Origin of the sequence: Sinorhizobium psoraleae, from assembly GCF_013283645.1 — a bacterium.
Lineage (GTDB): Bacteria > Pseudomonadota > Alphaproteobacteria > Rhizobiales > Rhizobiaceae > Sinorhizobium > Sinorhizobium psoraleae.
Genome location: NZ_JABEKV010000003.1, coordinates 890,005 through 909,644 on the forward strand (window position 1 = coordinate 890,005; position 19,640 = coordinate 909,644).

Below are 19,640 nucleotides of genomic sequence, written 5' to 3' on the forward strand. Positions count from 1 at the left end.
TGCAACGCCATAAGTTCCAATCAGATTGTAGGGCTTGCTTTATTTCTAAGTTCTGCTCTCCAAAGCCTGTATTGAAACTTTATCTACAGATCTAACGTGATCTGGAGCAAAACGAAGAATTGAGAAGCGATTTTTCAGCCACATTCGGGCTGAAGGCAAAGGTTGGACGCGATCATGGCGCAGGCAGCTGATATGCAGTTTTACGACAGCCTCCCCCTCTTCGAGGCATTCGAAGGGGTTGCCGACGAGGCCAACTACCGGCCCTTGCCGGATGGATGGGTGCTGGCGGTTGCAGACATCGTCGATTCGACCGGCGCCATCGCGGAAGGTCGCTACAAGAGCGTCAACATGGCGGGCGCAAGTGTCATATCGGCGCTGATGAATGCGCTCGATGAACGAAACCTGCCCTTCGTCTTTGGGGGTGACGGGGCGCTCGCGGCAGTACCCGAGGCAATGGCGGCAAAGGCACGAGCGGCGTTGGCGGCCGCGAAGACCTGGGTGGCGGAAGAGCTGAACCTCGATCTGCGCGCCGCACTTGTTCCGGTCAGCGACATACGCACCAGCGGGCTCGACATGCGTGTCGCGCGCTTCAAGGCAAGCGAGGAGGTGTCCTACGCCATGTTTTCTGGTGGCGGCGCCAGTTGGGCAGAGGCGCAAATGAAGGCCGGGCGCTACCAGATCGAGGCCGCGGCGCCAGGAAGCAGGCCGGATTTGACCGGACTGTCCTGCCGCTGGAATCCGATTGTCTCGCGCCATGGGGCGATCGTCTCGATCATTGCTCTTCCTGGCCCGCAAGGCAATGGTCCGGAGTTCCAGGCACTTGTCGGCGACATCGTGGCATTGGCCGAGGGCGAGGAGCGTGGCGGACACCCTGTGCCGGAAAATGGTCCCGAGCCGCGGCTTTCCATGCAAGGGGTCGCGGTCGAATCGCGCGCCGTAGCGCCCAGAGGTCGACGCTTCCTCGCCTGGTCGTGGATAACGCTGCAGAGCCTGGTGCTGTTCTTGTGCTTCAAGCTCGGCTGGAACCTCGGCAAGTTCGATGTCACGCAATACAAGCGTGATCTGGTCCGCAACTCCGACTTTCGCAAGTTCGACGACGGGCTGAAGATGACGATCGATATCGGCGTCGAGCGGCTGCGCCAGATCGAAGAGCGGTTGAAAAGGGCGGCCGATGCCGGCGTGTCCAGCTACGGATTGCATCAGCAGGATTCCGCGCTGATGACCTGCATCGTACCGGCGGCGATGAGCCGCGACCACGTGCACTTCGTCGACGGAGCCGCCGGCGGTTACGCAATGGCGGCGAAGAATCTCAAGACGCTCGCTCCAGCCGGCTAGCAATAATGGCTTTCCGGTCCGGAATTGCGTAGTCTCGAAGGGTAAGTCCAGAGGCGCGCGCGTCCGCTCGCAAACGCGAGGTCGCCTCAGGCCTTGACCACCTGGTCCGCAGCAATGCCGAGGCGGGCGAAAACGTTACGTGTATCGACGATCAGCTTTGCCCAGTCCGCCAGCGCCTGATAGTCGATGCCGTCGTGATCCGTTGCGATGAGCACCGCATCGAACCGGCGCACGCTTTCCTCGTCGAAGGAAATCGATCGACGGCCCTTCAAGGGGAGGTGCTCGCGGGTCGACGGGATTTCTTCGACATGCGGATCGTAGAACGCGGCGCTGCCGCCGCGCTCCTCGATGAGTTCGATCAGCCTGAGAGAGGGACTTTCGCGAATGTCCGGCACGTTCTTCTTATAGGCGAGGCCGATGACGAGGACGTTCGAGCGGCTGAGCGCCTTGCCCTGCCTCCTGTCGAGCGCTTCGGCAAGCCGGCTGACGACATGGCGCGGCATCGCCGAGTTGATTTCGCCGGCAAGTTCGATGAAACGGGTCGGCAGCTCGTATTCGCGTGATTTCCAGGTGAGGTAGAAAGGATCGATCGGGATGCAATGCCCGCCGAGTCCCGGTCCGGGATAGAAGGGCATATAGCCGAACGGCTTCGTCTTGGCCGCTTCGATGACTTCCCAGATGTCGATCCCCATGGCCTCGTAAACGACCTTGAGCTCGTTGACGAGGGCAATGTTGACGGCGCGGAAGATGTTCTCGGTGAGCTTTACGGCTTCGGCCGTGGCGTTCGAGGAGACCGGTACGACGGTCTTGACCACAGCGCCGTAGAAATGCTGCATCAGCATCGCCGCGCGCGGCCCGTCACCGGCCACGATCTTCGGGATGCTCGCAGTCTCAAAAGCGCGGTTGCCCGGGTCTTCGCGCTCCGGCGAGAAGCCGATGAAGAAGTCTTCGCCGGATTTCAGACCCGTTTCTTCCAGGATCGAGCGGACGATACCGTCGGTGGTTCCGGGGTAGGTGGTCGACTCTAGCACGACGAGCTGGCCCGGCCTGAGGGCGGCGGCGATCGAGTGCGCCGTTCCCTCGACGAAGGAGAGGTCGGGATCGCGATGCTTGGTCAGCGGCGTCGGCACGCAGATGACGATCACGTCGCAAAGAGCAAGATCGGCGAAATCGGTCGTCGAACGGAACCGGCCTGCTGCGATCTCGCGGCCAAGCGCATCATCCGTAACCGCCTCGATATAGGAGTGGCCGTCATCGAGGGCGACGATCTTCGAAGGATCGATATCGAAACCGGTCACCGAATAACCGGAGCGTGCCACCGCGACTGCGAGCGGCAGGCCGACATAGCCAAGGCCGATGACACCAACGCGCGCCTGGCGCTGAGAGATCGATTCAAGCAGCCTGTCGTGATGAAGGGAAGTCAAGAGATAGGGTTCCATCTTTGAGGGGCGGCGACGTGCGATCACGGCGATCCCGATTGTCGCCGTTTGTTGGCGAGAAAGCCGTCGCAAGTCAAGCACGGGCCGCATGCCGCAGACCACCCCAACAATTACAGGGTGCAATTGCACGATCAATCCCGTGTACCATCGACGAATGATCAAAAATTGCGAACGTCTCTGGAAATCGCGCTCGGCGGTGAATATCTGCAGGTAAGAAGATGCGGCGATCCGATCGCTGCAATGCCTGCCGCAAAGCGCGGCACACGCCGTTCGTTACAACGGGCATCACACGGCAGACGCGGCCTTGTCGCAAGGTCCGCGCGATAGCTGTCGTTGCTGGCCGTCATGCCGATATGAGGAATGCGATGAGCCCGATCAACAACAGCGTTTCCGAGATTCTTCTGGACAAGGTCGCAGACTGGCTGATGCGAGCATCCCTCAGCGACGAGACGCTCGAAACCCTCGTGCGCGGCTTCTGCGAACGCTTGGCCGCCGCGGGCCTGCCGCTCATGCGCGTCCATCTCTCCTTTTCGATGCTTCATCCGCTCTACGATGCACTCGGTTTCACGTGGTGGCGCGGCAAGGGCGTCGAGGTGAGCGGTTTGCGCCACGAGGAGCTGGCGCTCAATCCCGAGCGCTTTCTGCGCAGCCCCTACTACTATCTGCTCAACAACAACCTCGATCACGTAAGGCGGCGCATCGATCCAGCGGAACCGTCGGAGTTTCCGATTTTCGACGAGCTGAAGGAGCACGGTGCCACCGATTATCTGGCCTTCATGCAGCCGCTTGGAACCGATTCCGACCATGGCATGGTGGGGTCGTGGACGACGGATCGCCATGGCGGCTTCAGCGACGACGTGATCGCGGCGTTGCTCAAGCTTCAGAACCATCTGGCGGTCGCGGCCAAGGTCGCCGTCCTCGGCAAGCTCGCCGACAATATGCTGACGACCTATCTCGGCGCCAATGCCGGACGGCGCGTGATGAGCGGCCAGGTCAGGCGCGGCGATGGCGAGACGGTTCGCGCCGTCCTTGTGATGGCGGACATGCGGGAATCGACCATGCTCGCGGAGAAGGAAGGTCGCCAGGCCTATATCGAGACGCTCAACGGTTTCTTCGATGCGATCGCGACGCCGTTCAATAGAAACGGCGGGCAGATCCTGAGCTTCGTTGGAGACGGGTTCATTGCCGTCTATCCATGCGGCCGCCACAAGGAGCCTTCGGAAATGGCCAGCCGCGAGGCGTTTGCCGCGGTGAGCGCGGCGACGGCGCGTGTGGCGGCGCTGAACGCGGAGAGGAAGCGGCAGGGACGCGATCTGATCGGCTATGGAATTGGCCTCCATGTCGGCAACGTCATGTTCGGAAATGTCGGGCTTCGTGACCGGCTGACCTTTTCCGTCTTCGGCTCGGCGGTGAACGAAGTGCAGCGGCTGCAAAACCTGACGAAAAAATACGCCCACAACGTTGTCGCCAGCGAGGCGTTCGTCAACTATTGCGGCGGCGACTGGGCAACGCTCGGACAGGAGAAATTGCGCGGCGTCCGGCAGAAATTCACCATCCTCTATCCCAAGGACGCAGCGCTTGCGGCAATTGCGGAAGAGCGCCCCGACGATGCAACTCAGGATGGACTTTCGGAGGCGGAGCATGTCATGCTGCTCTACCGCAACACGAAGCAGTCGCCGGGGCCACGCGGCCTCATCGACAAGATGTTGCAGTAGATCGGCAAGACGCTCGCTTTGAGGAGGTTCGATGTTCCGTGTCGTTTTTCTGGCCGCAGCACTCGCTGCAACAAGCGTTGCGTATGCCCAATCGACGGAACGGCAAGCGGCCTTGGAGCAGAAGCTGGTCGACGGGTTCGAGGGCAGGGATTTTGCCCCCGAGGGCGGGCTCTACTATCGCGACAACTTCGAGCAAAGCGCCGGCTCCTATATATTCCAGAGTGAAGTCAAGCGCACCGGAAATGGTGGGTTGAAACTGTCCATCGTGCCGAAATGCCCGCCGTCGGACGACGGGTGCAGCGAGCGGGCGGAAATCTGGGAGAAGACGGCACTGCGCGTGCCTTACGACCAGGGAGTCTGGTACGGCTTTTCGGTCAAGTTCGCCGATCCCGTACCGAGTGGAGACCATCGTTACCTCATCGCGCAATGGAAACGTGAAATCGATCACGGCGCCAACGGAGACTTCAGCCCCTTTCTGGCGTTCCGCATGAGCTTGGGAAAGCTCTTCGTTACCGTCGAGACCAATTATCTGCCGCCAGTGTCCACCGGGCCGGCGAGCACGCCGGCGCGCTGCGCGCCGGGGGAGGTTCCCGTATGGGTTCGCCCCGAACTGAACCAGATGCGCATGCTGGTTGCGTCGGACGCAAACTGGAAGGCGGAAGATGGTCGCCTTTTCAATTCGTGCACGACCGCGGTCACCGTGACCAACCACGGCAATCCGCTGCCGGACCCCAAGTCCGGCTGGATCGACTTTGCCGTCTTCACCAAACCCGGACCTGAGGGGTCCGGACATATAGAGCTGTTCGCCAATGGGCAGCCGGTCATTACCGTGAAGGGGCATATCGGCCACGCGGACAAGGGGCTGGGCGAAAACCAATATTTCAAGTTCGGGCCGTACCGGGCGGCGGATACCACGAACTGGACGCTTTACTATGACGATTTCCGTCGCTCCACGCGTTGTGCCGACGTCCTGCCGAGCGGCATTTGTCCTTTCTCATAGGCTGCGCGGCCCGCGCAAATACAGCACTTCTGGCGCCTCGGGTGGTGTGCTGGACAGCCCGTTGAAGCTAGGCTACTCTTTTTTTGGGGCCGGACGATACGCCATCGCCGGGCGCGGAATCGCGTTCGGGAAATGATGCGTAGAACCAAAGAGGAGAGCGACCATGTGCGTTCCGGGACGACGTACGGCGCTCTGGGGTAGTGAGGGAAGCGTGCTGCAATGACATCAGGAGCGGACCTGCTGCGAGTTGAGGGTCTGCGGATCACATTCTCGGTGCTCGGCGGCGAAGTCGAAGCCGTCAGGGGTGCAAATTTCAGGATTCTGCCAGGCAAGGTAACTGCGCTCGTCGGCGAGTCCGGGTCCGGCAAGTCGGCGATCAGCCAAGCCATCATGGGCATTCTGCCGAGCGTCGCAAGGGTTAGCGGACGCGTCCTGTTCAACGACCCGGCCGTCGCGGGCAAGCCTGTCGACCTGCTTTCGCTCGACCCGGAGGGGGGCGATATCCAGGATATTCGTGGCGCGCGCATCAGCAAGATCTTCCAGGAGCCGATGACCTCGCTGTCGCCGCTCCACACGATCGGAAACCAGATTTCCGAGGTGATGGCGATACACACGGACGCCGAAAAGGCCGAGCGGAGAGCGAGGACCGAGCAGCTGCTGGGCTATGTCGGATTTGCCAACCCGGCGCGCGCTTACGACATGTACCCTTTCGAACTCTCCGGCGGGATGCGCCAGCGTGCGATGATCGCCATGGCGCTTATCTGCCGGCCGGCGCTCCTGATTGCCGACGAGCCGACAACTGCGCTCGACGTGACGGTACAGGCGCAAATTCTGCAACTGTTGCGCGAGCTTCAAGCGAAGCTCGATATGGCCATGCTGTTGATCACGCATGACCTCGGCGTCGTCGCCAACATGGCTGACGAAGTCGTCGTCATCTATCACGGCGAGATCGTCGAGGCGGGACCGGTCGATGCGATCTTCCGAAACCCCCAGCATCCCTATCTGAAGGGGTTGATGGCCGCTGTGCCGCACTTCGACATGAAACCCGGAGAGCGGTTGAAGGCATTGCGCGAAGTGCCGGTCAAGGCCGAAAGCCTTCTTGGAAACAAGCAGTCTCGAAAAACCTCGGGCTCGGATATTCTGATCTCCGTCCGTAACCTGACGAAAACGTTCACCACCCGAAGCTCGGGTTGGTTTGGCAGCAACGGTGGCTCTGAGCACCGCGCCGTCGACAATGTCAGCTTCGACATTCGCCGCGGCGAATGCCTCGGTCTTGTCGGCGAAAGCGGCTGCGGCAAGACGACGGTGAGCAAGATCCTGATGCGTGCGGTGACCCCCGATGCAGGATCGATAACCTACGACGACGGCGAGGGGGCGATCGACCTCCTGAAGCTCGAGGGCGCGGCACTGAAGGAGTTGCGCGCAAAAATCCAGATGGTCTTCCAGGACCCGGTATCGTCGCTTTCACCGCGCATGACGGTCAAGAACATTCTCAGCGAACCGCTCGAGATCCACGGTCGCGGAACGGCAAAGTCCCGGGTGGAAACCGTCCGCTCGCTGCTTCAGGCCGTCGGCCTCGACCAGCGTTTCATCAACCGCTATCCGCACAGTTTCTCCGGCGGTCAGAGGCAGCGTATCGGCATCGCCCGCGCGCTCGCGCTCGTTCCGGAGTTGCTGATTTGCGACGAGCCCGTCTCCGCGCTCGATGTCTCGGTGCAAGCCCAGATCCTCAACCTTCTCAAGGATTTGCAGAAGGAATTGGGCCTGACATCGCTGTTCATCTCGCACAATCTCGCGGTGGTGGACTATATGGCGGATCGGATCGCGGTGATGTGCGCCGGCCGGATTGTCGAGCTTGCGCCGCGCGAAGTGCTGATGCGCAATCCCGTGCACCCCTATACCAAATCCCTGCTCGCAGCCGTGCCCTATCCCGATCTCGATCGGAAGCTCGATTTTGACGCCCTCCAGGCGAGCGGAGGGTCAGACAAGCGGCGGTGGGGAGCACAGTTCTCGGACGATGGTGAGGGCGACGCCCTCTTTCCTGCGAATCTCGGCGGCGATCATTTCGTCCTTGCCAGAAAGTCGGTGGATGCAAGGGAGCTACGCCCATGATCACCCGAAGAACGGCACTTGCCATGCTGGCTTCCACCGTTCTGCCGCCGCGCCTCCTCGCGGCGGGAACGGAGGCAGAGGCGCTTGCGCCGCTGGTTGCGGAAGGCAAGCTTCCTCCGGTCAACGAGCGGCTGCCGAAAACGCCGCGCGTGATCAATGTGGCGGCCATGGGGCGCACGCCAGGCAGGCATGGAGGCGTGATCCGCAGCCTGATCGGCAGCGCCAAGGACATCCGCCTGATGACGGTCTACGGCTACTCCAGGCTTGTCGGCTACGACGAGGCGCTGAACCTCAAGGCAGACGTTCTCGAAAGCTACGAAACGGTCGAGGACCGCATCTTCACGCTGCGTCTGCGCGAAGGCCACAAGTGGTCGGATGGAACGCCGCTTTCGACGGAAGACTTCCGCTACTGCTGGGAGGACGTGCTGCTCAACGAGGATCTCTCCCCGGCGGGTCTCCCGACGGCGCTGGTCATGGATGGCGAGGCGGGCAAATTCGAGATCGTCGACGAGCGGACCGTGCGTTATTCCTGGACGAAGCCCAATCCCGATTTCCTGCAGAAGCTCGCCGCTCCGCAGCCACTGGTCATCGTGATGCCGGCCGCCTACCTCAAACAGTTTCACAAGAAGTATCAGGACGAGGACAAGCTCAAAGCAACGATGAAGGAAGAGCGGGTCAAGAAGTGGAGCCAGTTGCACATGCGCATGGCCCGCTCCTATCGGCCGGAAAATCCTGATCTGCCGACACTCGATCCCTGGCGGAACACCACATCCCTTCCGGCCGAGCAGTTCATCTTCGAGCGCAATCCGTATTTCCACCGGGTCGACGAGAACGGCCTGCAACTGCCCTATATCGACAAGTTCGTTTTGAACGTCAGCTCCTCTTCGCTCATCCCGGCGAAAACCGGTACGGGCGAAAGCGACCTCCAGGCGACGGGCATTGATTTCGTCGACTACACTTATCTGAAGGATGCCGAGAAGCGCTATCCGGTAAAGATCAAGCTGTGGAAGAAGACGCAAGGGTCGCGCCTGGCGCTGCTTCCCAATCTCAACTGCTCCGATCCGATATGGCGCCCGCTTCTGCAGGATGTCCGTGTCAGGCGCGCGCTGTCGCTGGCGATCGACAGGCGCGAGATCAACATGGCGGTGTTCTATGGTCTTACCAAGGAGAGCGCCGATACGGTGCTGCCGGACAGCCCGCTGTTCCGGCCCGAATTCGCCAGCGCCTGGGCGGCCCACGACCCGGATCAGGCCAACAGTTTGCTCGACGCGGCGGGCCTGGCCAAGCGCGGCAGCGACGGAATTCGTATCCTGCCGGACGGAAGGGCGGCGCAGATCGTCGTCGAGACGGCGGGCGAAAGCACGCTTGAGACGGATGTTCTGCAGCTCATAACCGATTATTGGCAGAAGGTCGGCATATCGCTCTTCATCCGGACATCCCAGCGCGACACCTTCCGCAGCCGCGCGGTCGGCGGCGAGATCATCATGTCCATGTGGTTCGGCATCGATAACGGCGTTCCGACCGCGGACATGAATCCGGGGCAGCTTGCGCCCACGGCCGACGACCAGTTGCAATGGCCGGTCTGGGGGCTCAACTATCTCTCGCACGGCGAAATGGGTGAGGCGCCGGAGCTGCCGCCGGTGGTCGAGCTTCTGGACCTGCTGAAACGCTGGCGGCATTCGTCGACCGATGTCGAGCGGGCGGAGATCTGGAAATCGATGCTCTCGATCTATACCGATCAGGTCTTCTCGATCGGCCTCGTCAACGCATCGCTGCAGCCGATCCTCGTCTCCGCGAAGCTCCGGAATGTGCCGGACAAGGCGCTATACGGCTTCGACCCGACGAGCTATTTCGGCGTGTACAATCCCGACACCTTCTGGCTCGAACAGGACGCCTGACATGCTGCGATACATTCTCTGGCGTATCGCCGCGATGGTTCCGACTCTCCTGATTATCTCGGCCTTGGTGTTTGCGATCATCGAACTGCCGCCGGGAGATTATTTCGAGAGCTACATCGCCGAGATCAGGGCGCAGGGCGAAGGCGTCAACATGGAGCAGATCGACGCGCTGCGCAAAGAGTACGGCTTCGATCAACCGCCGGTGCTGCGCTACATCTATTGGGTCGCCGGCATGCTGCAGGGCGACTTCGGCTATTCGTTCGAATACGAACTGCCGGTGAGCGAGGTCGTGGGAGACCGGCTCTGGCTGACGATCCTCGTCTCGTTCTTTACTATCATGCTGACCTGGATCATCGCGTTCCCGATCGGCATCTATGCCGCGACGCATCAGTATAGCTGGGGCGATTATGGACTTTCCCTGATCGGCCTCATCGGGATTGCGGTGCCGAATTTCATGCTGGCGCTCATCCTCATGTATTTCGCGAACATCTGGTTCGGCACCTCGATCGGCCATCTCATGGATCAGAAATACCTTTCCGAGCCGATGAGTTGGGACAAGGCCAAGTCGATGCTCGAGCACATGTGGATACCGGTGATCATCATAGGCGCGGCGGGAACGGCGGGCATGATCCGGCGGCTCAGGGCCAACCTGCTCGACGAGCTTCAAAAGCAATATGTCGTCACCGCGAGGGCGAAGGGGCTCTCACCTACCAAGACCCTCCTCAAGTACCCGTTGCGCATGGCGCTCAACTTCTTCATCTCCGACATCGGCTCGATCCTGCCGGCGATCATCTCCGGCGCCGAGATCACGGCGATCGTCCTTTCGCTTGAAACGACAGGGCCGATGTTGATCAAGGCGCTGCAGAGCCAGGACATGTATCTCGCTGGTTCGTTCCTGATGTTTCTCGCATTTCTTACGGTCATCGGTGTGCTGATTTCCGATCTTGCGCTCGCCGTTCTCGATCCCAGAATCCGTCTGCAAGGCAGGAGTACGAAGTGACGTCACCTATACCGGCGCCCGGCGAACCCCTGCCGCATTACGTATCCACCGCCCCGTTCGATCCCTATTCCGTCGAGGTCATGACGGAGGAGCAGGTGCGCGTGAACCAGGCGTCGCAATTGCGCCTGATGTGGTGGAAGTTCAAGCGGCACAAGCTGGCGCTCGCCTCCGGCGTTTTCCTGGCAATCCTCTACGTCATGATTCTCTTTTGCGAGTTTCTGGCGCCGTACAACCTCCACACGCGCAATGTCGATTTCATCTACACGCCGCCGCAGCCCGTTCACCTTTTCCATGACGGCGCATTTGTCGGCCCCTTCGTTTACGGCCGGACGATGACACTGGACATGGATACGCTGAAGCGGAACTATGCGGACAATCCCGCGGACGTGGAGCCGATCCGCTTCTTCTGCCGCGGCGACAGCTATCGTTTCTGGGGTCTTTTCGAGACCAACCTGCATCTGGCCTGCCCCGCAGAGGGCGGCGAGCTCTTTCTCCTGGGGACCGACCGGCTGGGACGCGACGTGCTGTCGCGCATCATCTACGGCGCGCGGATCTCCCTGACCATCGGCCTTCTCGGCATTACCGTGAGCTTTGTGCTCGGGATCGTCATCGGTGGGCTTGCCGGCTATCATGGCGGCGTTTTCGATCTCATTGTCCAGAGATTGATCGAGGTGCTTCAATCGATTCCGAGCATTCCGCTGTGGCTGTCGCTCGCGGCGATCATGCCCGCAACATGGAGCCCGATCCTCATCTATCTCGGTATCACCGTGATTCTGGGGCTTCTCGATTGGACGGGCCTTGCGCGGGCCGTCCGCTCGAAGCTGCTTGCGCTGCGCGAGGAGGATTATGTCCTTGCGGCACAGCTAATGGGCGCGCGAAGCAGCCGCATCATCGGGCGACATCTTGTGCCGGGGTTCATGTCCCATCTCATTGCCACCGCGACGATCTCCATACCCGGCATGATCCTCGGCGAGACGGCGCTGAGCTTCCTCGGGTTGGGTCTGCGCCCGCCTATAACGAGCTGGGGCATCCTGCTGACGGAGGCAAAGAGCGTCAGCGTCATCGCTTTCTATCCCTGGCTGCTCTTTCCGACTATACCGGTCATTCTTGTGATTTTGGCGTTCAACTTCCTGGGAGACGGCTTGCGCGACGCGGCCGATCCCTACAAATAAGGCCGGCATGCCATTGACTGCCGCGGGCCCTGTATCGTGTTGCAGGCTTTCTAAATAATGAGCGAAAGGTTCTTCGCATGGTACGGCGTTTCGAGGATGCCCGGATCCTCATGTACAGCCACGACACGTTCGGCCTCGGTCACCTGCGGCGCTGTCGGACGATCGCGCATGCGCTCGTGGAAGACTATAGCGGATTGCAGATCCTGATCATCTCCGGTGCAACGATCGCCGGAGCCTTTGATTATCGCGCGCGTGTTGACTTCGTGAAGATTCCGAGCGTCATCAAACTCAGAAACGGTGAATACACATCGCTCGACCGGCACATCGAGTTGCACGAGACGCTGAAGATGCGCCAGTCGATCATTCGCTCCACGGCCGAGACGTTCAAGCCGGACATCTTCATCGTTGACAAAGAGCCGATGGGCCTGCGCGGAGAGGTCGAGGATACACTCACCTATCTCAAGACCCACGGCACGAAGTTGGTTCTTGGGCTTCGGGAGATCATGGACGCGCCGCATCTGCTCGAAGTCGAATGGAAGCGTCGCGACACCATGCGCAAGATCGAGCAGTTCTACGATGCGATCTGGGTTTATGGCCCGCCGGATTTTTACGATCCGCTGGTGGGCCTTGAGGTGCCCGCGGCGGTGCGCGAACGCATGAACTTCGTCGGTTTCCTGCAACGAAGCGTGCCGCATGACGGGCTGCCCGACCACAGGCCGGAAGGGGACTATATCCTGGTCACCACCGGTGGAGGCGGTGACGGCGCCGAACTCATTCATGACGTGATCCACGCCTATCAGCAGGATCCCGAACTGACGTACAACGCTCTCGTGGTGCTCGGGCCTTACATGCCGGCGAAGCAACGCAACAAGCTGATCAAGAAGGGCGGTCGTATCCCTTTCATCAAGATAATCGAGTTCGACAATCGCATGGAGGAACTGATCGCCGGCGCAAGAGGGGTGGTCTCGATGGGCGGCTACAACACCTACTGCGAGATTCTCTCCTTTGACAAACCGGCCTTGATTGTGCCGCGTCTCGAGCCGCGCGAGGAGCAGTTGATCCGCGCTCGACGCGCGTCCGATCTTGGCCTGGTCGAGATGCTGCTTCCCGATGAGGCCGAGGATCCGCTGCGGTTTGCGGCCGCGTTGAAGGCGTTGCCGGGACGCGCGCCCCCGTCGCGCGCCGCCAATGGCCTGAGGCTTGAGGGCCTTGTCCACATCTCCGAGCTTGTCGGCAGCTGGCTCGATCATAGATCGAAAGAGCACCTGAGCATCGTGAAGCAAACGAGCTGAGCCAGTGTCGCCAAATCGTAAGATTGCCGTCGTCCTGAAAGGCTATCCGCGCCTGTCGGAAACCTTTATCGCGCAGGAACTGCTTGGCCTCGAAAAGGCGGGGCACGAACTCGTTCTGGTCGCGCTCCGTCGTCCGACCGATGGCAAGCGACATCCCGTGCACGACGAAATCCGCGCCGACGTCCACTATTTGCCGGAATATTTGCACGAGGAACCGTGGCGCGTGTTTCGCGCGTGGCTCCGGCTGATGCCGAAAGCCGGCTTCTGGCGAGCGCTCGGCCTATTCCTTGCGGACCTCATGCGCGACCCGACGCGCAACCGGTTCCGGCGGTTCGGGCAGGCACTGGTACTGGTCGCCGAATGGCCGGGCGCCGCGACCTGGCTTCACGCACATTTCATCCACACGCCCGCCTCGGTGACCGGTTATGCCAGCATCATCGCAGGCGTCCCCTGGACCTGCTCCGCCCATGCCAAGGATATCTGGACGTCGTCCGATTGGGAGCTTTCCGAAAAGCTCGACCGGGCCCGCTGGACTGTTACCTGCACACGCAGCGGCTTCGAGTACCTGCAAAGCCTGACGGCATCGAAATCAAGGGTGCATTTGAGCTATCATGGCCTCGACCTGGACCGCTTCCCGGCCTTTGGAGGCGACCACTCCGGCCGCGATGGCTCCGATCCTGCCGATCCCGTTCGAATCGTCAGCGTCGGGCGCGCCGTCGCCAAGAAGGGCTATGATATCCTGCTGAAAGCCTTGTCGCTTTTGCCTGGCGATCTCAACTGGCGCTTCGAGCATATCGGCGCGGGCGAACTTGCCGGCGACCTCAAGAAGATCGCCCGCGAACTCGGCCTTGCCGACCGTGTCAGCTGGAAAGGTGCGCTCGACCAGACTGACGTGCTCCAGCATTACCGCGACAGCGACATGTTCGCGTTGGCGTGCCGGGTTGCAGCCGATGGTGACCGCGACGGCTTGCCCAACGTTCTGGTCGAAGCGTCGAGCCAGAGATTGCCTTGCGTCTCGACATCCGTTTCGGGCGTCCCGGAATTGCTGGCGGACAATCAGAACGGCCTTCTCGTGCCCCCCGAAGACCCTCGTGCGCTCGCCGTAGCGATCGAGCGGCTGGCTCGCGACCCGGATCTCAGGCGCCAGCTTGGCGCGGCCGCCGAACGGCGCGTTCGCGCCGAGTTCGACCATCATGCGAGTGTGAGCCAACTGATCGGGCTCTTCGAAAGCGAGTGGAGCAAGGCCTCTTGACCAAGCGCGTCTTCTTTTATGTGCAGCATCTGCTCGGTATCGGGCATCTGGCACGAGCGAGCCGGATCGCGAAAGCGTTGTCCGCCGACGGGTTCGACGTGACGCTGGTCACCGGCGGTGCGCCTGTTCCGGGATTTCCGGCAGATGGCCTGACGACGGTCGCGCTACCGTCGGTAACGGCCGGAGACAAGGGCTTTTCCGGTCTGACCGACGGCGACGGCAATCCGGTGACGGACGCTTTCCAGCAACACCGCAAGAACCTGCTGATCGAGGCACTGCACGCTTCGAAGCCTGATGTCGTCATCATCGAAGCGTTCCCCTTTGGCCGCAGGCAGATGCGTTTCGAACTGCTGCCGCTGCTGGATGCCATTGCGGCGATGGAGCGGCGGCCGCTGGTGGCGACTTCGCTGCGCGACATTCTTCAGGAACGGGTCAAACCCGGCCGTGCAGAGGAGACGGTGGAACTGGTCAAGGCGCATTTCGATCTCGTGCTCGTCCACGGCGATCCAGCGTTTGCTCGGCTTGAGGAAACTTTTCCGCTCGCGGGCGAGATCGCCCAGAAGGTCGCCTACACCGGTCTTGTCGCACCGCCGCCACCTGCCGAACCGAAGGAGAAATTCGATGTCGTGGTTTCGGCGGGTGGTGGCGCCGTCGGCAAGGATCTGATCGGCGCAGCGCTCGGAGCCGCAGCAATCCTGCCGAAGACGCTTCGCTGGTGCCTCGTAACCGGGCCCAACCTGCCGCAGGCTGATTTCGATGCCCTCGCCGCCGTAGCTCCGGCCGGCGTCGGTCTCTTTCGCTTTCGGCAGGATTTTGCGGCCCTGCTCGCCGGGGCCCGGCTCTCGGTCTCTCAAGCCGGATACAACACCGTTTGCGATATTCTTCGCGCCGGCTGCGGCTCGTTGCTCATTCCCTTCACGGCGGGTGGGGAAACCGAGCAGAGTACACGTGCGATACGGCTCGAAAGACTCGGCCTTGCCCGCGTTCTGCCGGAGGAAGACATCACGTCCGATCGGCTCGCACGCGATATCGAGGCGATGCTTGACCGGCCTAAACCGGAGGTCCCGCCGCTTGATCTTGACGGCGCCGCCCGGACGGCAGCGATCCTCCGGGAGCACCTGTAAGCGGGAGGTCAGACCGTCCCGATCAGCATGAAGCGGTTGTATTTTTTCATCGGCAGCGTGCCCGCGAAGTCAAGTTTCGCCAGGCCGGCTCGTGCCTGAAACTCCTCAAGCGACGAGACGCAGCTTATGTGGGTCGGTTCGCTGAAATAGTCGTTTGACTGCAGCAGTACGCGGGTCGCCCGTGGAAGAAGCTCGAGCCAGAGTCCGAGATCGGCAATATGCTCGCAGCTCGTATTGACGATCAAGTCGGCCCCAATGGTCCGGTAGTCGAGAGCATACATGTCCGCCGTTATCGCCCGGAACCGGTCGCCATGCGCTGAATTCAGCGTGCGTGCGACCTCCTCCACCGCAGGATCGATGTCGTAGCTATCGATCGTGCCGATGTCGAAGCGCGCGTCTTCGAAGAGCATTGCCGGCAAAATCCCGTACCAGCCGCCCAGCACGGCGATTCGATCGAAGGCCGGGCCAGAGCTTTCGAGCAGCTTGTCACGCGCCCAGATTTTGCAGCCGACCTGTTTATAGTTGAACGCGTTCGCGATGTCCGCGTCCCGGTGCTTGGCTATCACCTTGCCGATGCCCGCCACGACGGCGCTGCCGGAATAAACGGCGATCCCGCGTACGAGATCATAGGCGTTCTCGTGCCAATCTTCGGGGGGAGAATGGGTGGCATGCATCATGAGGCTGTTGTAAGCTGACGGGTAGGCGAGTGCAAGCCACGCGCGAGGACGCCGCAGGCCGAAGATGCTCGCGACATATGCAAGGGACCGTCAGGCTTTGCTGAAGGGGCGATCTGTTCGACGGATCTTATTAGCGGTTCGTGTCCGCTTGACATGGGGCAGGGCTCTGCTCTCATGCCGGGCAGTCACGATTTCGTGGACGATGCGCGAGTCCATTGACGATCTGGTGGACTGGAACCATCTGCGACAGGAACCCGCCGGCCCAAATCGGTTCGGCGATCCGTATTTAAGTTAGGTCACATTGCCGGCACATGGAAACACGTCTTTCCCGCTACATCTGGACTCACACACGCAAGCAGCAGCTTTGGATACTGCTGGTCGTTGCGCTGTCGATGGTACCCTATTTCCTGTCCTTTGATCTCCCCAAGCAGATCGTCAACGGACCGATTCAGGGCGCGGGTTTCGAAAGCCCCGAGGCAACCCAGGCCTTCCTGCCGATTTCCTTCGATCTGCCCTTTTTTGGCGAGGTCAATCTGTTTTCGGGCTTTCAGCTTGAGCGGGAGGGAATGCTGCTTGCCCTCAGCCTTGTCTTCTTGCTGCTCGTCATCATCAACGGGCTCTTCAAGTTCTACATCAATACCTACAAGGGCCGGCTCGGCGAGCGCCTCCTGCGGCGCATCCGCTTCGAGCTTGTCGACCGCGTGCTTCGCTTCCCGCCGGGTCACTTCAAGCGCGTGAAGCCCGCCGAAATCTCGACCATGATCAAGGATGAGGTCGAGCCCCTTGGCGGGTTCACCGGCGATGCCTTCGTACAGCCGGCGCTGCTTGGCGGCCAGGCCTTGACCGCGCTGATCTTCATCCTGCTCCAGAGCCTGTGGCTCGGTCTCATCGCCGCCTTTATCGTCGCGATACAGGCGGTGATCATCCCACGCATGCGCCGGCGGCTGATCGTCCTGGGGCGCGAACGCCAACTGACGGCGCGCGAATTGTCGGGCCGGGTCAGCGAGATCGTGGACGGCATCGGCACCATTCGCGGGCACGATACGTCCAACTATGAAAGAGCCGACATCGCCGCCCGCCTCGGCCGGATATTCAAGATCCGCTATGATCTCTATCAGTGGAAGTTCCTGGTCAAGTTCCTGAACAACTTCCTGGCTCAGGTCACTCCGTTCCTGTTCTACTCGATCGGCGGCTATTTCGCCCTGCAGGGCCGGCTCGATATCGGCCAGCTCGTTGCGGTGATCGGTGCCTATAAGGACCTGCCCGGTCCCCTGAAAGAACTCATTGACTGGGACCAGGCGCGCCAGGACGTGCAGGTCAAGTACGCCCAGGTCGTCGAGCAGTTCAGTGTCCAGCCGTTGATCGATCCAGGCGTCCAGGCGATCTCAGTCACCGCTGCCGCGCCGATCACGGGAGCGCTTGCAGCCGTCAACCTTTCTGTCGCCGACGACGGCGGTTCGAAGCTCGTGGAACATGTGTCGCTCCAGGTGCGCCCCGGCGAAGCTGTCGCGATCACGGGCGGCTCGACCGGCGGGGGAGAGGCGCTTGCCGAGGCCTTCGGACGCCTGACATGGCCCGAAAGCGGCAGGATCGTCGTCGGCGACGATGATATCCACGACATGCCGGAATCGGTCGTCGGACGGCGAATCTCCTACGCCTCGTCGGAGGTCTACACCTTCCAGGGCAGCCTTGGCGACAATCTGCTTTACGGCCTCAAGCACGCGCCTCTGCAGGAGGTGGCTTACGAGGGCGACAAGGCTGCCCATCGTCGGTGGGAGGTGCTCGAAGCAAAACTTGCCGGCAATCCCTCGCTCGATCTCAACAGCGACTGGATCGATTATGGGGCTGCGGGTGCGACCGGCCCGGACGATCTCTTCGCGAAGGTCAGAGCTGTGCTCGATACCGTGCTTCTCACGAACGACATCATGGCGCTTGCGGGCCGCGCGACCATTAATCCCGAGGAACACGAAGCTTTTGCCGCTGAAATCGTGGAGATGCGTGGAGCCCTTCGCAGGCGCCTCGAAGCCGAGAAGCTCAGCGATCTCGTCGTGTTCTTCGAACCCGGTTCCTACAATATCGAGGCGACGGTCGGCGAAAACCTGCTCTTCGGGACGGTGACCGATCATGCGCGCTGGGAAAAGGCGCTCGAAGATCACCCCTTCTTCAAGACGGTCTTGAGAAGAGCCGGGCTGCACGAGATCTTCTACGAGATGGGCCTGGAAATTGCCGGCAACGTCGTCGAACTGTTCCGCGACCTGCCTCCGGACCACCCGTTCTTCCAGCAACTCACCTTCATGGCGGCAGAAGAGATTCCGGTCTATGAAGCGCTGCTCCAGAAGGTGAGGGGACGAGCGCTCGACGAAGTTTCCGAGGATGATGCCATCAAGATCATCCGTCTGTGCTTCGGCTATATCGAGCCACGCCACCGCTTCGGCCTGTTGTCGGAAGAATTGATGACGAAGATCGTCGAGGCGCGGCGGGAGTTCAGCGAAGGTTTGCCCGAGGATCTCGTCGGCATCATCGAGCACTACCAGCCGAACCGTTACATAGCCTCGGCCAGCATCATCGATAACGTGCTCTTCGGTCGCATCGGCCACAAGCACACCGACGGTTCCGAGAGAATCCGCGCAATCGTGCGCGATCTCTTCGAGTCACTCGGGCTCTACAACGATGTGCTTGCCTTCGGACTGGACTTCAACGTCGGCGCGGGCGGCAAGCGGCTGACCGCGGGCCAGCGGCAGAAACTCAACCTTGCGCGCGCATTGATCCGCGTGTCGGACTTCTACATCTTCAATCAACCGCTGCTCGCGCTCGACCAGCGAGCACAGGAGCAGATCACCCGCAACGTCTTTGCCTTCCTGCGCCAGGACGAACGCAAGCCGGCGATCGTCTGGGTTCTCGCCAATCCGGCTCTTTCCGAATTGTTCGACCGCGAGGCGTACTTCGAAAACGGGCGGCTCGTGAGCGACGAAGCTGTGGAAACACGCGTGAAAGACAGCGACTATAAGGAACTGGCATCTTGATGTAGTATTAGTGTCAAGGCGCAAGCATATTTTCCCGCTCGCCGGGGGGAAAGGGTGCTTATGCCCGCGACACACTCGGAGAAGCGGACTGTTATGCTCCTAAAAGATGAAGTGGAAATGCTGCGCCGGATCACGCTGTTTTCCGGCTTACCACCCGCCAAGCTCAAGCTTCTGGCATTCACCTCCGACAGGGTAATGTACAGCGCGGGAGAAAATCTGTTTCATCAAGGCGATATCGGCGACGCGGCCTATGTGATCCTCTCCGGCAAAGCCGATGTTTTGGTTACGACGCCAAATGGACAATTGAAAGTCGCCGAGGTGGAACAGAATTCGATCGTCGGCGAGATCGCCATCCTCTGCAACACGCCGCGCACAGCTACCGTCAAGACAAGTACGGGGCTCGAAGCGTTGCGCATTCGCAAGGACGATTTCCTGAAATTGCTGGCGGACTTCCCGGAGATGGCGGTGGAAATCATGCGCGTGCTCGCCGACCGCCTCAGCCAGACCACCTCCGAACTCACCGAGGCGCGCAGCCGCGCTCAGAGGGCAGAGGCGTAAGCACCACTCGGCCGCGTTGATGTTTGCAACCGGGCAGCGGCGC

At 61.0% G+C, this 19,640-nt stretch carries 14 protein-coding genes; 12 read left to right on the plus strand and 2 right to left on the minus strand.

The features are described 5' to 3' along the window. Nucleotides 1-174 precede the first annotated feature (174 nt). Entirely contained in the window at nt 175-1,335 is a 1,161-nt protein-coding gene (locus tag ILFOPFJJ_RS19855) for a DUF3095 domain-containing protein (RefSeq protein ID WP_173512272.1), read from the plus strand. Nucleotides 1,336-1,421: 86 nt separating this feature from the next. Here ILFOPFJJ_RS19855 and ILFOPFJJ_RS19860 read toward each other — a convergent pair whose 3' ends face one another. Further along, nucleotides 1,422-2,759 carry a nucleotide sugar dehydrogenase gene (locus tag ILFOPFJJ_RS19860; RefSeq protein ID WP_282438660.1) on the minus strand — a complete coding sequence of 446 codons (1,338 nt, stop codon included), beginning with the start codon at nt 2,757-2,759 and terminating at the stop codon, nt 1,422-1,424. Nucleotides 2,760-3,139: 380 nt separating this feature from the next. Here ILFOPFJJ_RS19860 and ILFOPFJJ_RS19865 point away from each other — a divergent pair, with 380 nt between their 5' ends. From ILFOPFJJ_RS19865 to ILFOPFJJ_RS19905, 9 genes are all read left to right on the plus strand, one after another. Further along, nucleotides 3,140-4,489 carry an adenylate/guanylate cyclase domain-containing protein gene (locus tag ILFOPFJJ_RS19865; protein WP_173512274.1) on the plus strand — a complete coding sequence of 450 codons (1,350 nt, stop codon included), beginning with the start codon at nt 3,140-3,142 and terminating at the stop codon, nt 4,487-4,489. A gap of 31 nt (nt 4,490-4,520) precedes the next feature. Beyond that, nucleotides 4,521-5,489, plus strand: coding sequence for a polysaccharide lyase family 20 protein (locus ILFOPFJJ_RS19870; protein ID WP_173512275.1), 969 nt, complete (start codon nt 4,521-4,523; stop codon nt 5,487-5,489). A gap of 219 nt (nt 5,490-5,708) precedes the next feature. Continuing rightward, nucleotides 5,709-7,601, plus strand: a complete 1,893-nt coding sequence (locus tag ILFOPFJJ_RS19875; protein WP_173512276.1) for an ABC transporter ATP-binding protein — start codon at nt 5,709-5,711, stop codon at nt 7,599-7,601. Then, nucleotides 7,598-9,499, plus strand: a complete 1,902-nt coding sequence (locus ILFOPFJJ_RS19880) for an ABC transporter substrate-binding protein (protein WP_173512277.1) — start codon at nt 7,598-7,600, stop codon at nt 9,497-9,499. The genes ILFOPFJJ_RS19875 and ILFOPFJJ_RS19880 overlap by 4 nt, the downstream gene beginning before the upstream one ends. Nucleotide 9,500: 1 nt before the next feature. Next, nucleotides 9,501-10,499, plus strand: a complete 999-nt coding sequence (locus tag ILFOPFJJ_RS19885; protein WP_173512278.1) for an ABC transporter permease — start codon at nt 9,501-9,503, stop codon at nt 10,497-10,499. Continuing rightward, entirely contained in the window at nt 10,496-11,671 is a 1,176-nt protein-coding gene (locus ILFOPFJJ_RS19890; protein WP_173512279.1) for an ABC transporter permease, read from the plus strand. Before ILFOPFJJ_RS19885 ends, ILFOPFJJ_RS19890 begins: the two co-directional genes overlap by 4 nt. A 77-nt stretch (nt 11,672-11,748) precedes the next feature. After that, entirely contained in the window at nt 11,749-12,963 is a 1,215-nt protein-coding gene (locus ILFOPFJJ_RS19895) for a glycosyltransferase family protein (RefSeq protein WP_173512280.1), read from the plus strand. A gap of 4 nt (nt 12,964-12,967) precedes the next feature. Next, nucleotides 12,968-14,215: a glycosyltransferase family 4 protein gene (locus ILFOPFJJ_RS19900; RefSeq protein ID WP_173512281.1), complete on the plus strand. Its 1,248-nt coding sequence runs from the start codon at nt 12,968-12,970 to the stop codon at nt 14,213-14,215. Further along, complete coding sequence (locus tag ILFOPFJJ_RS19905; RefSeq protein WP_210267486.1) at nt 14,212-15,339, plus strand: glycosyltransferase family protein; 1,128 nt, start codon at nt 14,212-14,214, stop codon at nt 15,337-15,339. Before ILFOPFJJ_RS19900 ends, ILFOPFJJ_RS19905 begins: the two co-directional genes overlap by 4 nt. 8 nt (nt 15,340-15,347) lie before the next feature. Here ILFOPFJJ_RS19905 and ILFOPFJJ_RS19910 read toward each other — a convergent pair whose 3' ends face one another. After that, complete coding sequence (locus ILFOPFJJ_RS19910) at nt 15,348-16,016, minus strand: class I SAM-dependent methyltransferase (RefSeq protein ID WP_173512283.1); 669 nt, start codon at nt 16,014-16,016, stop codon at nt 15,348-15,350. 311 nt (nt 16,017-16,327) lie between these two features. On the opposite strand from ILFOPFJJ_RS19910, the gene ILFOPFJJ_RS19915 reads away from it, so the two are divergent. Both ILFOPFJJ_RS19915 and ILFOPFJJ_RS19920 read left to right on the plus strand, forming a co-directional pair. Further along, entirely contained in the window at nt 16,328-19,039 is a 2,712-nt protein-coding gene (locus ILFOPFJJ_RS19915) for an ABC transporter transmembrane domain-containing protein (protein ID WP_173512284.1), read from the plus strand. Nucleotides 19,040-19,132: 93 nt separating this feature from the next. Then, nucleotides 19,133-19,597, plus strand: coding sequence for a cyclic nucleotide-binding domain-containing protein (locus ILFOPFJJ_RS19920; protein ID WP_173512285.1), 465 nt, complete (start codon nt 19,133-19,135; stop codon nt 19,595-19,597). The last annotated feature ends 43 nt before the right edge of the window (nt 19,598-19,640 follow it).